The following is a 15,941-nucleotide window of genomic DNA, read 5'->3' as shown; positions in this document are numbered from 1 at the left end:
TTATTTATATTTGTCAAAAGATGGTTTAGTTAATAGAAATCAGAAAGATAAACAATGAAAATAGCAGTAATAGGAACAGGATACGTAGGGTTGGTGACAGGAACTTGTTTGGCAGAAACAGGGAATGAAGTACTATGTATCGACATAAATGAAGAAAAAGTAAAACAAATGCAATCTGGTGTGGTGCCTATATATGAACCTCATTTAGAAAATTTATTTGAACGTAATATTGAAGCCAACCGTTTACGATTTTCGACCAGCTTAAAAGAAGGATTAGATTATGGAGACATTATTTTCTTAGCATTACCAACTCCAGAAGACGAAGATGGGTCTGCCGATTTAAAATACATTCTTGGTGTTGCAGACGATATAGGGAAATTAATTACAAGTTATAAGGTCATTGTAGATAAAAGTACAGTGCCTGTAGGAACATCAGACCGAGTTAAAGAAGCTATAGCAAAAAATGCCAAAGTGGAATTTGATGTGGTTTCTAATCCAGAGTTTTTGCGTGAAGGGTTTGCAGTAGACGATTTTCTTAAACCAGAGCGTATTGTTGTAGGTTCTAGCAGCGAAAAAGCAACGCAGCTCATGGAAAAACTTTATAAACCTTTTGTGCGTTCTGGAAACCCAATTATTATCATGGACGAGAAGTCTGCAGAACTAACCAAATACGCAGCTAATGCCTTTTTAGCAACAAAAATTACCTTTATGAATGAGATTGCCAACTTCTGTGAAAAAGTTGGTGCAGACGTCGATAAAGTACGTATAGGTATGGGAACCGATTCTCGTATTGGGAAAAGATTCTTGTTTCCAGGAATTGGTTATGGAGGCTCTTGTTTTCCAAAAGATGTTAAAGCATTACATAAATCTGGTAAAGACCATAATTATAATTTTGAAATTTTAGATGCAGTAGTTAATGTTAATCAGGAACAAAAACTTAAACTTATACCTAAAATTAAAGATTACTTTAATAATAATTTAAAAGGAAAAAAAATAGCGGTTTGGGGCTTAGCGTTTAAACCAGAAACGGATGATATTAGAGAAGCTCCTGCATTATATACTATAGATAATTTATTACAATTAGGAGCACATATTACCGCGTTCGACCCTGAAGCCATGCCTAACGTTAAACGTAGGTATGATGATAAAATAGCCTTTTCTAAAAGCATGTACGAAGCTTTAGAAGGTGCAGATGCATTAATAATTTGTACGGAATGGAGTATTTTTAGAACACCAGATTTCTCTAAAATTAAATCTTTGTTAAATCATCCTGTTATTTTTGATGGTCGAAATTTATATGATGTAAACGATGTAAAAAATGAAGGTTTTACATACCTTTCAATAGGAAGATAATATGAAGAAAACCGTTTTAATTACAGGTGCAGCAGGATTTTTAGGATCTCATTTATGCGATCGTTTTATAGCCGAAGGTTATAAAGTTATCGGTATGGATAATTTTATTACCGGAGATCAAAAAAATCTAAAGCATTTAGACCATGAAGCTCAATTTAACTTTATAAATCATGATGTTACAGAGCACATCACTATAGAAGAAGACATCCATTATATTTTACATTTCGCTTCACCAGCTAGTCCAATAGACTATCTTAAAATCCCTATTCAAACTTTAAAAGTAGGTTCTTTAGGAACACATAACTTATTGGGTTTAGCTAAAGCAAAAAATGCAAGAATACTTATTGCATCAACTTCAGAAATTTATGGAGATCCTTTAGTGCATCCTCAAACCGAAGAGTATTACGGCAATGTCAACACAATTGGACCAAGAGGTGTTTACGATGAAGCTAAGCGTTTCCAGGAGTCTATAACCATGGCTTATAATACCTTTCATGGATTAGAAACTCGCATAGTAAGAATTTTTAACACTTATGGACCACGAATGCGACTTAACGATGGTCGTGTAATACCAGCATTTATGGGTCAAGCCCTTCGTGGAGAAGATTTAACAGTGTTTGGAGATGGTTCTCAAACACGCTCATTCTGCTATGTCACCGATCAAGTTGAAGGTATTTATAGATTGTTGTTAAGCGATTATGAACTACCAGTTAACATTGGTAATCCGCATGAAATTTCTATAAGAGATTTTGCTGAAGAAATTATCAAACTTACAGGAACTACTCAAAAAGTTATTTATAAAGATCTGCCTGTTAACGACCCGATGCAACGTCAGCCAAATATTGACAAGGCTAAATCTATTTTAGGCTGGGAACCTAAAGTAGACAGAGCAGAAGGTATGAAAAAAACATTTGATTACTTTAAAAGTTTAACTCAGGAGGAACTTTATAAAAGCGAGCATAAAGATTTTACAAAATTTAATAAGTAAGATTAAATGGAGTACACAAAAGGAAGATATTCATGGGTAATAAGACCATTATTAATTGGATTTGACCTTTGTGTTATTAACGGATTTGCGTATTCCTTTTTTAATTTCAATCAGCAAAGCTTATATTTTTTCTCAAATGAGCTATTAAATAATAAACACTTTTTGTTTTTATTATATTCAGTAGCTCTCTGGCTTTTATCGAGCTCTGTTTTAAAATTTTATAAAGTTTATCGCTATACCTCACCAATAAATATTCTAACACTTTTAATACAGCAGTTTTTAACGTTTACATTTATATTTTTTGCATTTATTGGGGCATTTAGAAGTATAGATATTCAAGTTTTTGAAGCCATTATGTTTTTAATGGTCACATTTTTAGTTATTGGTGTAGCTAAATTTGTGAGTTATTATTTGTTGAAATTTTTTAGAAAAATTTGGCGTGGAAACTTAAGGCAAATAGTAATTATTGGTAATTCTGAAAGTGCACAAGAAATGCACAAACTAGCAACTATTAAAAAGGATTTAGGTTATCGTATTAAAGCAACTTTTAGCGATTACAAATTTAAAAATTTAAAAGGCAAACCAAAGGACTGTTTTGAGTATTTAAAAACAGAAGATGGTATTGATGAAATTTACTGTTCTATTGATGAATTTTCGGAAAGCGAAATAAACGAATTAGTAAAACTTGCAGAACTAAATCACTTTAATCTTAAGTTTTTACAGGAATCAAAACTCTCAATCACAAAAAGACTTAAAACCGATTTTTACAACTATTTACCTGTACTTTCTCTACAGGAAGTACCAATTAATAACGACTTAAATAAAATCATAAAACGAATATTCGATATCCTATTTTCTTTTTTTGTAATTCTATTTGTCATGTCTTGGTTAACTCCAATTTTAATCATTTTAATTAAATTAGAATCTAAAGGACCTGTATTTTATAAACATGTAAGAAATGGTATAAACTATAAAGAATTTACCTGTTATAAATTCAGATCCTTAAAAACCGTTAAAGAAGTTCAAGGTACTTATGTAACTCAAAATGACGATAGAGTGACTAAAATAGGTCAATTTTTAAGACGTACCAGTTTAGATGAAATGCCTCAGTTTTACAATGTCTTAGTTGGAGATATGAGTGTTGTTGGGCCAAGACCGCACATGTTATCTTATACTGAAGACTATTCAAAACAAATCAATAAATACAACTTTATATTTAGGCATAATGTCAAGCCAGGTATCACAGGTTTAGCGCAAATAAAAGGTTACAGAGGAGAAATAAAAACTAAGGAGGATATTATAAACCGCATCAAATACGATAATTTTTATATTGAAAACTGGAGCTTGTTTTTAGATATAAAAATTATTTTTGAAACAGCTACTAATATGTTTCGTGGTCAAAAAGAAGCGTATTAAAATGAAACAACCCTTAGTTTCTATTATAACGCCAATGTTTAACTCGGCAAGCTTCATAGCCGATTGCATAAAAAGTATACAGTCTCAATCTTACAAAAACTGGGAACTATATTTAATTGACGATGCTTCTACAGATCAAACTTTGCAAATTGTACAGCCTTTTATAGAATCAGATACCAGAATAATATTAATTAAAAATGCTATAAATTCTGGAGCTGCAGTTGCTAGAAATTTAGGGATTTCTTATGCGTCTGGAGATTTTATAGCTTTTTTAGATGCGGACGATTTATGGCTGCCAAATAAACTAGAGATTCAAGTTTCTGTTTTACTCAACTCTCAGTGTGAAGTATGTTTTTCAAGTTACTATCAAATTAATGAATCTGGAACTAAAAAAGTAGCTTTAATTAATGCTTTACCTAAGCTAACCTACAGTAAACTTTTAAAAAGTAATTATATAGGGAATTTAACGGGTATTTATAGTGTAAAAAGTTTAGGAAAAATCACATCACCTAACTTGCGTAAAAGACAAGATTGGCTGCTCTGGTTACAAGCTTTAAAAGTTTCTAAACATCCTGCAATTGGGGTATTAGAACCTTTGGCACATTATAGAGTGAGGTCTCAATCCATATCTGCTAATAAATTAGGTTTAGTTAAATATAATTACTGGGTTTATAAGAAAGGCTTAAATTTTACAACCTTACAATCGGTTTGGAGAACCACTGTTTTTTTAATAGAGCATGTATTTATAAAAACACGATTTATAAAAAAATTAGACTAAAGATGTAAACTGCTTTAGTTTACCACTTTTCGAACGTTTTAATTCGGTTACTTTTTCAAATTCTAATCTTAGCCCAGACTCTAGATAGGTCTCTACAGCCTTATAAATATCTTTTTTTTGTAATTCTGTTAATGTTTCAGAGCTCACATAAGTAATTTTAAAAAGATCTTGTTCTAGTTGTGTAATAACAAATTCTTTAACATGAGCTTCATCTTCTATTACGGTTTTTGTAATGTAATAAAATGTAAGCCCAGCAGCTTTCTTTCCACTTGGTAATGTAATTAAGTCACTAGTTCGGCCCAATAGGGTTTTTAAAATAGGATATTTAGGAGTGCTTTTTTCATCTAAAACTCCAATGTCGCCAAGTTCATATCTTATAATAGGATGTGCTTTATTGTATAAAGAGGTTATAACGATTTTTCCTTCCTCACCATAAGGCAAAACTTTATTGTTTTCGTCCAAAATTTCAACCAAAATAGTTTCGCTATTTACTTTCCAAGTACCATCTGGATTTTTAAAAGCAATTAAACCTACTTCAGCAGCACCATATTCATTAACAATAGGAATATTAAACTGCTTTTCCAATAAAAGTCTGTCTTTCTCATAAAGCATTTCAGAAGTGACAATACAACACTTTAAACTTGGGCAAACTTGAGATAAAATAACGTTTTCTTGCTCTAGATACTTAGCAAATTGTACAATTGCGCTGGTGTAACCGTTAATGTATTCAAACTTTTGATACTTAAATAAATTAAGGTTTTCCTTCATCGCGTCTGCACTTAGATTAAAGACCGAAAAACGATATCGATGACTTAACCAGTCTTTAAAACGTTCTTTATAATAAGACACTTTTTGTAAAGGTATTCCATAAAATCGCGCTTGATAAGAATCGTCTAAATCTATATCATACCAAGAATAGCAATCCATAAATTCATTCCAGGTGAGTGCATGGCAATATTTATCTTTTGCAAAAATAAACGGATTTCCAGAAGACCCAGAGGTTTTATTTACATACTGGTTTCTGTAATGATAGCCTTCACTTAGACGCTGTTTTAAAGGTTGTTGAAAATCTTTTTTACTTAGAATAGGAATTGCATTCCAATGCTCTGTAGAAATTTCTTTTAAATGATTTTTATAAAATGAATTGTGCTCCAAATGAAAATCTAAAATAGCACGTTTTTTTATATTAATATAGTCTTCAAATTCTTCTTCGGGAATAGATTTTATAGCTTCAAAATCGGCTTTTGCCCTTTTCATAGGAAAGCCATTAAAACGTAAGGACCAACTAAATAATTTCATTTTTTAAAAATCTATAGTAAATGTAATTAATTCTTTAAGGAATAATTCTATTATAAAGTTAAAACCCATTATTTTTGCCTGAAACAACTACACAACAATGAATATTTTAGTATTAGGATCTGGAGGAAGAGAGCATACCTTTGCTTGGAAATTAGCGCAAAGCCCAAAATGTAAAAATTTATTTGTAGCTCCCGGAAATTCCGGAACTGCAAAGATTGCTACCAATGTACCTGTTGGCGTAACCGATTTTACAGCGATAAAAGAGGTGGTGCTAAACAACAAAATTTCTATGGTTGTAGTTGGTCCAGAAGACCCTTTAGTACAAGGTATTCATGATTATTTTTTAGAAGATAATGCATTAAAAAATGTAGCGGTTATTGGTCCACAGAAAGCAGCTGCAGAGTTAGAAGGCAGTAAAGATTTTGCAAAAGAATTTTTGTTTAGACACGATATTCCTACTGCTGCTTATAAATGTTTTGATGCCAACTCTGTAGAAGAAGGCTATAAATTTCTTGAAAGTTTAAAGCCGCCATATGTGCTTAAAGCGGATGGTTTAGCGGCTGGTAAAGGTGTTTTAATTTTAAACGATTTAGATGAAGCTAAGTTGGAGCTAAAAAACATGCTTGTAGAAGCCAAGTTTGGAACAGCAAGTAAAAAGGTGGTTATTGAAGAATTTTTAGATGGTATTGAATTAAGTTGTTTTGTGTTAACTGATGGTAAAAACTATAAAATTTTACCAACTGCAAAGGACTATAAACGTATTGGTGAAGGTGATACCGGATTAAACACTGGTGGTATGGGCGCAGTTTCTCCAGTACCTTTTGCTACCCCAGAATTTTTAAATAAAATTGAAGAGCGTATAGTAAAACCAACAATAGATGGTTTTCAAAAAGATAATTTACCTTATATAGGTTTTGTTTTTATTGGATTAATAAAGGTAGGAGAAGATCCTTTTGTAATCGAATATAACGTGAGAATGGGCGATCCAGAAACGGAAGTGGTTCTACCACGTTTAAAAAATGATTTAGTAGATATATTTGAAGCTATGTCTAACCAGACTTTAGATGACATCACCATTGAAGTTGATGAGCGTGCAGCAACAACTATTATGCTTGTGTCTGGTGGTTACCCAGAATCTTATGAGAAATCTAAAAAAATAACAGGATTAAGTGATATTGAAAACTCCATTGTTTTTCATGCCGGAGCACAATTAGATCAAGATGAGGTTGTAACTTCTGGAGGTCGTGTCATGGCAATTACAAGTTATGGAGATACTTATAAAGAAGCCATAAAAAAATCTTACCAAAGTATTGACAAAATCAAGTTTGATAAGATGTATTATAGAAAAGATATAGGATTCGATTTATAAATCGAATCCTATTAAATTATTATAGGAAAGAGTGAGAAGTAATACTTTTGTCTTCTTCACCATTTTGATGATGCTCTTTTAACTGTAACATCCAGTATACAAAAGCTACCATACCAATTAGCATAAAAATCCAAGAAAAAATATTTGCAGCCCACCAATTTTCTAACTCCAGTGCTCTTAATGCATGAAAAGGCGCAAATAAAACATCTGTAAATAAATTTTCTATAAATTGAAATAAATCTTTCATTAGGTTTAATTTTATAAATTGTAAGATATAAAGTCTTATTTAAAAAAGCAAAAATACAAAAAGTACTAATGATAACAACAATATTTAGTAAATCTAGACCAATTAATTATATCATTATATTTTTTATACTGGTTTTTGCTTTTTTAATTGCTGTTTTTAACTACTACACTCAAAGTTTAAATCTTTATAACATTGGTCATTTAGTGTTTAATTTTATAGTAGTTCTTGTTACTGTATTTACCTTAAATTTTATTGTAACTAAAAATGCTCTTTCAAAGGATAACACCTTTGCAGTTTTTATATTTTCCTTATTTGTATTGCTCTTGCCTCAAGTTTTTTTTAGTACAAAACTGTTGTTGTCAAACTTGTTTGTGTTATTCTCTGTAAGACGATTGGTTAGTTTATCCTCTCAAAAAAATACTATAAAAAAACTTTTGGACTCGGGAATATTAATTGCTTTAGCTTCAATTTGCTATATATGGTCTGTTTGGTTTCTTATATTACCATTAATTGCAATTTACCTACATTCTGAACGGCGTTTAAATTATTGGTTACTGCCTATAATTGGTTTTTTATCTGTTGCTATTATTGTTTATGCTATATATCTTTTATATCCAACTTGGTTTTCTATTAATTTAAGTATGGAAGGTCTTGGATTGGACTTTTCTATTTATAATAATACTCAAATTATTATAGCATTGACTTTAATATTTGGACTAAGTGTTTGGTTTTCATTTTACTATGTGTCATCAATTAAGAAACGAAAACGAGTTAAGTGGCCTGCTTATAAATTAGTGTTTATATATTTATGTGTTGCGGTAATTGTTTTCTTTTTTAAGGCTGAAAAAGTGATTTCAGAATTTATAATTTTATCTATGCCTTTTGCCATTATTTCTGCTAATTACTTTCAAAAAAATTCAGATAAATGGTTTAAGAACATATTACTTGTTTTGTGGATAATACTATCACTATATTTAATTTTTATATAGCTTAGACTAGAGTTTAAGGCTTAAAAAAGTCGTTAATTTAAAGTATATTTGTGTTTTAAATACATCATCTATGAGTTTTACAGTAACAGCAAATGCTATTTTTTTAGAAGTTATAAATAAGTATCATGTTATAAATACAGTAGACCAGTCGTTTAGCAATCCGTATATTGAAAATGACCAGTTAATCGAGCATTTGTTATTCAGAAAATGTTGGATAGATACCGTACAGTGGCATTACGAAGATATAATTAGAGACCCAGAAATTGATCCTGTAGCGGCTTTAACGTTAAAGCGACAAATTGATGCTTCTAACCAAGATAGAACTGATATGGTTGAGTATATTGATAGTTATTTTTTAAAAAAATACGCGCATATCACTCCAAAACCTTCGGCAAAGATTAATTCTGAAAGTCCTGCTTGGGCAATAGATAGATTATCTATTCTGGCTCTTAAAATTTATCATATGGACGAAGAAGCAAGACGTCCAGATGCTACAGAAGCTCATAAGCAAGCTTGTAAGAAAAAATTAGATGTGCTTCTAGAACAAAGAATAGATTTAAGTACCGCAATAGAAGAGCTGCTTTTAGATATTGAAAATGGAGATAAATACATGAAAGTATATAAACAAATGAAAATGTATAATGACGACGAACTTAATCCCGTGTTAAGAGGTCAGAAATAGTCAGTTTTCATGCCTTTACAAAAACATATTTTAGTAATACGTCTCTCTGCTATGGGAGACGTTGCTATTTCTGTACCTGTGCTTCGGGCATTCACCGAAAAAAATCCCGATGTAAAAATTACAGTTTTAACTCGAACTTTTTTTGCACCAATATTTGAACATATCACCAACGTATCAGTTTTTAAAGCCGATTTGAAAGGTGAACATAAAGGTGTTTTTGGCTTATATAAGTTATCAAAACAATTAAAAGCATTAGGTATTACAGAAATAGCCGATTTACATAATGTGTTGCGTACAAATATTCTAAAAACATTTCTTTTTGGAACAAAATGTGTGCAAATTGATAAAGGTAGAGCTGAAAAAAAGGCATTAGTTTCAGGAAAAATTTTTGAGCCATTAAAATCATCTCACGAACGATATGCAGACGTCTTTAGAGCTTTAGGTTATCAATTGGATTTGACTAATCCAATTATAGAACCTTCACAACAATTTCCAGTTGGTTTTCCAGAAGAATTTAAACACAAACCACTAATAGGAATTGCGCCATTTGCACAATACGAGTCTAAAACATATCCCTTAGACCAAATGAAAATTGTAATTAATTTATTAAGTAAAGACTATAATATCTTGTTATTTGGTGGTGGGACAAAAGAGCAAGAGCAATTAGAGTTTATTGAGAAAGATGATTCCAATATCTTTAACGTGGTAGGCAAATTTACTTTTACTCAAGAATTAGCTATAATTTCAAATCTTGACCTCATGTTAAGTATGGATTCTGGAAATGGACACTTAGCGGCTATGTTTGGTGTAAAGGTGATTACCATTTGGGGAAATACGCATCCTTATGCTGGCTTTGTGCCATTTAACCAGCCAGACAGTCATCAATTAGTGCCAAACCGCGAAAATTACCCATTAATTCCAACTAGTATTTTTGGAAAAAATGTACCAGAAAACTATAAAACCGTTGCTGGAACTATTAGTCCAACAACCGTTATCACATGTCTTGAAACAGTATTAAATAACTAGTTTTTTGAACGATTTAAAAGTAACTCTTTAATCTGAGCAAGTTCAGTTTTTAAACTTTGAACTTCAGAATTTAAATTTTCTATTTGAGTTTGTTGCTCTTGAATTGCTTTTACTGTAACAGGAATTATTTGTGTGAATTTTATTCCACTAGGTTTATTGTAAACTACATGAGTTTTATCTCCAGATTCGTCCAAACTAACCCAATCTGAAGTTTTAACAGCTTCTGGTAGTACACTCCATAATTCTTCAATAAAAAAACCTAGTTTGTCTTCTTTTGTGTTTTCAGGAATTGATTTACCTTTTATAGTCATTTGGTCTTTGTAGCTAATTGGTTTTAATTGCATTATTGTAGATAATCCCTTATTTAAATCTTTGGTTGTAGATAATTTTCCTGTAGTTCTAGAATAGGTGTTAGTAGGTGTAATAAAATCATCAGCATAAACATCATCCCATCGTCTTGTAGTACCTGAGAATGGATCTGCTCCAAGATCCGAGCTAAAATCGTCCATTGGACTAAATCCGCCGCCTTCATAAAACAATTCATTTGTTCCATCTACAACATACTCTATAGATCCTAAAGCAATTGCAGTTCCTCCTGATGATCCATTATAACCTCCAACAACAAACTCCTTTGTAAAAGGTCCGCCACCAAAAGTATCTGAAAAACTTGTACCATCATCAGAGTCTACTATTGCAGTTCCTGCACCAAAATTTGTATAACCATCTGAGAAATTGGTGGTCATTTGAGGTTGACCCGAGTTGTCTTCAAAAGTTATATTTCCAGATCCAGTACCTTCAAAATATAAATCTCTTGAATTTAAATCGATGTAAGTAGTCTGTGTTAAGGACCCTCCAAGTCTAACTGTCCCTGAGTTTTCTGTTATTCCGTTTTCAAATGTATAAGTGCCTCCACCACCTAACACTGGTAGTGTTACAGAGTTTCCATTACTTATACTTAAAACACTTCCAGTAATGCTTAAAGTTTGACTATCCGTTCCGGTTCCTCCACCAGTTGGAGGCATCCAAGTTGCAAACCCATTTGCATCACTGGTAAGTACATAACCATTTTGCTGTTGTCCGTCTTCTAACTTAAATGTGTAAACTCCAGTATTAGCTGTAATGTTTTCGGTGACTAGAACATTATCTATCGAAGCGCCATAATCATAATTTCCATTATATTCGAATCGTAAAGAATAATTATTTCCAGCAATCACGTTTAAAGAATTCGTGTATGAAGTATCAATATCAGATGTTGTATTAATCAAATCTCCTCCTTCTTGTATATTAAGGGTATTGTTAAATAGATAAACACGAAAAGAGTCTCCACTAGCACCAAAGTTATTGTACCTATAATCAAAACTTACATTAATACTCGCAGTTGATGGTGTAGAAGTAAAATTTATTAATGCAGTAGCATTTTGAGTACAACCACTTTCGTCAGAATCTATATAAAGCCAATTCCCGGTACAACTTGAACAATTAGCATTTATATCACCAGTAGTTGTGTTTTCCCAACCATCTACAGTGCATCCCGTACTATTATTGTTTTCTAATACAGTATAACTGGTAAAATTTTCATTAAGTAATTCAATTAATCCACCACTATTTCCAAGTACAGTATTACCAACTATGTGTAGTGTTGCTTCTGGATTTACTGTGCCAATTCCAACTTGACCAAAGCTAATTCCTAAACTTAAATTAAAGATGATAAAAAATGACAGTAGTGTTTTCATTGTTTTTTTTCTCAAACCTAAATTTTAGTATCATTAAAATCAAATAAACACTATGCGGAATTACGGAATTTATACTATTTTCCGTAATTTAATACTGTATTACATTAAAATTTATGAAAATTGCAATAGTAACTACATCAATAATAATTTTTACGTTATCTTTTTTACACTACTATTTAAAAAAGATAAAACCAACAGTTTTTGCTTTTTATACCTCTTGGTTTCTCTTATTTGCTAGCTTAATAATTTCTTCAAGTAATCCATCTATTTTTAATGAATCTTTTATAAATACTTTTGCATTATTATTTTTCGTTTGGCTTACTTTATTACCTGTAATAATGTATAACATTGTCTGTTCTTATTTTGGTAATAAAGAATACGATTTCAAAAATTTCTATTTACCAGCAACACTTTTTCTTATCAATGTATTTTGTCTTATTTATTTTGGCTTAGAAAATGATAAAAATGAATTTATTGATGTGGTTGTTGAGAATGTAATGTCATATGTTAATTACATAATTATTTTATTTATATTTCCAATTTCGACAATTTACTATACATACAAATCTTTTAAAATTATAGGGTTTTTTTCTTCGGTAGAATTGTTCAAAAAGAAATCGAGTAAAAATTACATGACATTCTTTATTTTATTATATGTTATTTATATCATTATTTGGGTTTTTCAAAATTATATATTAAATGAAAGTTTTTTTAAAAGCCTACTTAAAGCTTATTATGTGTTTTACTTTATACTATCATATTATTGTATATATAAAGTTGCTGAAATAGAAGTTAAGAATAATAATTTAGATCAAGATATTGATATAGAAAGTTTACATCAGCGACTAATGACAGCTATATTAGAAGATAAAATATACTTAAATCCAAAATTAACTGTAAAAGATTTAGCAAGGGAAATTGGTTCTAACGAGAAATATGTTTCTAATTTAATTAATAAAAAAAATAATATGAATTTTTCTAATTTTATTAATATCTATAGAGTAGATTATGCTAAGTTATTATTGTTTGATGAAGAGTATAGTAATTTCACTATAGAGGCTATTGGAGGTTTAGCTGGTTTTAATTCTAAATCTGGTTTTAATGCAACTTTTAAGAAAGTAACTGGTCTTACACCTACCCAATTTAAAACTAACAAAAAGACATAAAAGAATAATATAATTAAATCTTATTTCTTAATAGATGTAACTATCTTTTTTAATTCTTCTAATTCTATTTTCATTGCATCAATTTCTTTTTGTTGAGACTCTATAATAGCTTGCTGTTCTTGTATCGCTTTTACTGTAACCGGAATAATTTCAGAATAAGCAACACCTAATTTATCATTCTTTACTTTAATGTAATCATCTTTTTGAGCCTCACTGATTGGTTTCCAAGAATGGGATACTACAACTTCACTAATTATTTCTTGTAGATCTTGAGCTAAAAAGCCTATTTTCAATTCTTTTTGACTATTAGTAAGTATTGTTTTACCATAACTTTCATTTTTCCATTTATAGCTTACAGGTTTTAATTGCATTAGTTCATTTAATCCATAATGTAATGGTTTAATGTCTTCTTTTAATCTAGCATCTGAGGTATTAATAACTCCATTTGAAGCATATAACTGATTCCATCTGTTCGTTGCACTACCTAAGTTATAGGTGGCGTCAAAAAGTGGTGATAATGGTTGGTCTAAAAATGTTTCAACAACTCCATCTCTTATAAATTCAATGGAACCCAAGCCAATTTCTGTACCATCTGTTAGTCCATTGTCTACATCTAATAAGTGTGATGTAGTTAGATTAGTACCTATAGTAACACGTCCAGTCCTATAAATATCATCTGCAGAAGAGCTTCCGGAATGGAAACGCCAATCATCATCTGAAGCGCCTGGAGTGCCAGAGCCAGGGTCTTGCCATGTTGCATTTCCGTTAGCATCAGAAGTAAGAACTCTACCAATAGCTTGACTGCCATCAACAATTCGTAATGCAGAACTTGTTAAACCAACATTGGTAATAACAATATCATCAACTCGTGCCAAATCTCCTCCAGTACTAATAGATCCATCCTTTTCATAAGCCCATGTAAGTGTGTATGCTCCAGTTGTTGGTATAACATAGCTAAAACTTGTCCATCCAATGGTTCCAGACCATTGGTTTATTTGTGTACCATTAACATAGAATCTTAAATAATCAAAACTAGCTTCCGAACTTACTTCGTAAAAAAAGGTAACTGTTCCTCCACCTGCGCCAATATTTATATTTAAATTCATTTGGGTCGATTGACTGTTATTTATATCTCCAGATTCTGCAGCTTGTACACCACCATTTGCACTTGTAGTTTGTACAAACCAATTGGCATCACCACTTGTGGTTAAAGGCGCTAAACCACTTTCAAAATCTTGAGTAAATGTTCCTGTTCCTAAAGAAATAGACTCCACATGTAACGGAGCTGTAGGCGTAGTAGTGTTTATACCTACATTTCCTGTATTAGCATTGTATATATCTGCTCCAGTAATAGTCCAATCTAAATCCGCACCACTAAATGGAGACCAAATAACTCCAGTAAAATAATAAAAACCAGGTGTGTTGTCCGTTTGGTAAATTAAAAGTCCGGTTGCGGGAGCTGTTATTGCATCTCTGTCTGTTTGACTCATTCTTGAAATTAATAAACCTTGGTTGGTCGAATTTAGCTCTAAGATAGAGCTAGGATCTGGGTTTGTGGTACCAATACCTACTTGTGAGAATAGAGTAAATGTTGAAAGTAAGACTAATAGAATAGTGAAGTAAAAATGTTTGATCATAATGAATTATTTAATCATTATGTTAAAATATATAGTATTTCTTTTTTATGTGTAAAAAAACAGATGAAAGGTTGATAAAATTGTTAATACGTTTTAGAATTTATAATATGTAAATTACATTCTGTTTTTAAGATTAAATGCAAAAAAAAACGAGGAATTATCTCCTCGTTTTTTTTATATAACGTTTTTACTTTCTAAACATCATCGTAATCTACAACAAGAGTTGCGCTAGTAGGTTGCGCTTGACAGGTTAAAATGAGTCCTTCAGCAACTTCTTTATCGGTTAAAATAGAGTTTTGTCTCATAACAGTTGTACCTACTTTAACACGAGCAATACAGCTACTACAAACACCGCCTTGACAGGAATAGGGTGCGTCTAAATCTTTTTCAATAGCCATTTCAAGAACCGTTTTTTCTTGAGACATCATAAAGGTTTCCTCTTCATCATCAACAATAACGGTAATTTTTGTTTCACCATTAGCAAGTATAGGATCTGCAGCAACTGCAGTAGAAGAAGAGGTAAATAATTCAAAATGAATACGTTCTTCATGTACTTGATTCGCTAATAACGTAGTTTTTACCATGTTTATCATAGCCTCAGGTCCGCATAAATAAAAGTCGTCTATGGTTAAGTCTTTAAACTTATCTTTAATAATTAAATCCACAGTAGATTCTTCAATTCGGCCAAACAAAGCATTTGCTTCTTTATTCTGACTATATAAAAACTGTAAATGAAAACGATCGCCATAGGTTTGGTGCAAGTCTAACAACTCTTGAAAAAATATCGTGTCTTTAACAGTTTTATTACCGTAAACCAAAACAAACTCACTCTTTGGCTCATCTTCTAAAACCGTTTTAGCAATGCTTAATATTGGTGTAATACCACTACCTGCAGCAAAAGCAGCAATTCGTCTTGTTTTATTAGGATCTGCTTCAAAAACAAAACGACCTTGAGGTGTAGCAACCTCTAAGGTGTCTCCAGCTTCTAAACTAGTGGTCGCATAATTAGAAAATACACCATTTTCTACAGCTTTAATAGCGACTTTTAATTCCCCACTATTAGGAGAAGAACAGATAGAGTAATCTCTTCTTATATCTTCACCATTAATACTAGATTTTAAAGTAAGATATTGTCCAGCTTTAAAACGGTAATCGTTTTTTAAATGACTAGGAATAACAAAACTTAAAGTAACAGCTTTAGCTGTCTCTTTGGTGATAGATTTTATATTTAAGGTATTAAATTGTGCCATTTTTCAAT

General features: G+C 31.2%; 14 protein-coding genes. 9 read left to right on the top strand and 5 right to left on the bottom strand.

The features are described from left to right. The first annotated feature begins 54 nt into the window (after positions 1-54). Genes C7H52_RS02945 through C7H52_RS02930 form a run of 4 tightly spaced genes read left to right on the top strand, consistent with a single transcriptional unit; the run spans position 55 to position 4,535 of the window. Positions 55-1,353, top strand: a complete 1,299-nt coding sequence (locus C7H52_RS02945; protein WP_106462394.1) for a UDP-glucose dehydrogenase family protein — start codon at positions 55-57, stop codon at positions 1,351-1,353. Position 1,354: 1 nt separating this feature from the next. Further along, on the top strand, positions 1,355-2,341 hold the full coding sequence (locus C7H52_RS02940; protein WP_106462393.1) for a UDP-glucuronic acid decarboxylase family protein: 987 nt from the start codon (positions 1,355-1,357) through the stop codon (positions 2,339-2,341). A 6-nt stretch (positions 2,342-2,347) separates the two neighbouring features. After that, positions 2,348-3,757 carry an exopolysaccharide biosynthesis polyprenyl glycosylphosphotransferase gene (locus C7H52_RS02935; RefSeq protein ID WP_106462392.1) on the top strand — a complete coding sequence of 470 codons (1,410 nt, stop codon included), beginning with the start codon at positions 2,348-2,350 and terminating at the stop codon, positions 3,755-3,757. Between the two features lies 1 nt (position 3,758). Beyond that, complete coding sequence (locus C7H52_RS02930; protein ID WP_106462391.1) at positions 3,759-4,535, top strand: glycosyltransferase family 2 protein; 777 nt, start codon at positions 3,759-3,761, stop codon at positions 4,533-4,535. On the opposite strand, the gene C7H52_RS02925 is transcribed toward C7H52_RS02930, so the two are convergent. After that, on the bottom strand, positions 4,527-5,834 hold the full coding sequence (locus C7H52_RS02925) for a phenylacetate--CoA ligase family protein (RefSeq protein WP_106462390.1): 1,308 nt from the start codon (positions 5,832-5,834) through the stop codon (positions 4,527-4,529). The genes C7H52_RS02930 and C7H52_RS02925 overlap by 9 nt on opposite strands. Before the next feature lie 97 nt (positions 5,835-5,931). Between C7H52_RS02925 and purD the strand changes: the two genes are divergently transcribed. After that, positions 5,932-7,203 (top strand): phosphoribosylamine--glycine ligase, encoded by a 1,272-nt coding sequence (gene purD / locus C7H52_RS02920; RefSeq protein ID WP_106462389.1) that lies wholly within the window; start codon positions 5,932-5,934, stop codon positions 7,201-7,203. 19 nt (positions 7,204-7,222) lie between these two features. Here the strand turns inward: purD and C7H52_RS02915 are convergent, their stop codons facing one another. Beyond that, on the bottom strand, positions 7,223-7,450 hold the full coding sequence (locus C7H52_RS02915; RefSeq protein WP_106462388.1) for a DUF6341 family protein: 228 nt from the start codon (positions 7,448-7,450) through the stop codon (positions 7,223-7,225). 68 nt (positions 7,451-7,518) lie between these two features. On the opposite strand from C7H52_RS02915, the gene C7H52_RS02910 reads away from it, so the two are divergent. The 3 genes from C7H52_RS02910 to C7H52_RS02900 all read left to right on the top strand — a co-directional run bounded on the left by C7H52_RS02910 (position 7,519) and on the right by C7H52_RS02900 (position 10,147). Continuing rightward, positions 7,519-8,439, top strand: coding sequence for a DUF6427 family protein (locus C7H52_RS02910; RefSeq protein ID WP_106462387.1), 921 nt, complete (start codon positions 7,519-7,521; stop codon positions 8,437-8,439). Between the two features lie 70 nt (positions 8,440-8,509). Continuing rightward, positions 8,510-9,121 carry a DUF4254 domain-containing protein gene (locus C7H52_RS02905; protein ID WP_106462386.1) on the top strand — a complete coding sequence of 204 codons (612 nt, stop codon included), beginning with the start codon at positions 8,510-8,512 and terminating at the stop codon, positions 9,119-9,121. A 9-nt stretch (positions 9,122-9,130) separates the two neighbouring features. After that, positions 9,131-10,147 (top strand): glycosyltransferase family 9 protein, encoded by a 1,017-nt coding sequence (locus C7H52_RS02900; RefSeq protein WP_245918523.1) that lies wholly within the window; start codon positions 9,131-9,133, stop codon positions 10,145-10,147. Here C7H52_RS02900 and C7H52_RS02895 read toward each other — a convergent pair. Beyond that, positions 10,144-11,880: an autotransporter outer membrane beta-barrel domain-containing protein gene (locus C7H52_RS02895; RefSeq protein WP_106462384.1), complete on the bottom strand. Its 1,737-nt coding sequence runs from the start codon at positions 11,878-11,880 to the stop codon at positions 10,144-10,146. The genes C7H52_RS02900 and C7H52_RS02895 overlap by 4 nt on opposite strands. Before the next feature lie 113 nt (positions 11,881-11,993). Here C7H52_RS02895 and C7H52_RS02890 point away from each other — a divergent pair, with 113 nt between their 5' ends. Continuing rightward, positions 11,994-13,046: a helix-turn-helix domain-containing protein gene (locus tag C7H52_RS02890; protein ID WP_106462383.1), complete on the top strand. Its 1,053-nt coding sequence runs from the start codon at positions 11,994-11,996 to the stop codon at positions 13,044-13,046. A 20-nt stretch (positions 13,047-13,066) separates the two neighbouring features. Here the strand turns inward: C7H52_RS02890 and C7H52_RS02885 are convergent, their stop codons facing one another. Both C7H52_RS02885 and C7H52_RS02880 read right to left on the bottom strand, forming a co-directional pair. Further along, on the bottom strand, positions 13,067-14,683 hold the full coding sequence (locus tag C7H52_RS02885; protein ID WP_106462382.1) for a tail fiber domain-containing protein: 1,617 nt from the start codon (positions 14,681-14,683) through the stop codon (positions 13,067-13,069). 194 nt (positions 14,684-14,877) lie between these two features. Beyond that, a complete protein-coding gene (locus C7H52_RS02880) occupies positions 14,878-15,933 on the bottom strand; it encodes a ferredoxin--NADP reductase (RefSeq protein ID WP_106462381.1) in 1,056 nt (351 codons plus the stop codon). Positions 15,934-15,941: the final 8 nt, after the last annotated feature.

It is taken from the genome of Aurantibacter aestuarii (assembly GCF_003008425.1).
In the GTDB taxonomy this organism is placed as follows: domain Bacteria; phylum Bacteroidota; class Bacteroidia; order Flavobacteriales; family Flavobacteriaceae; genus Aurantibacter; species Aurantibacter aestuarii.
This window is presented reverse-complemented; position numbering and strand designations above follow the sequence as displayed.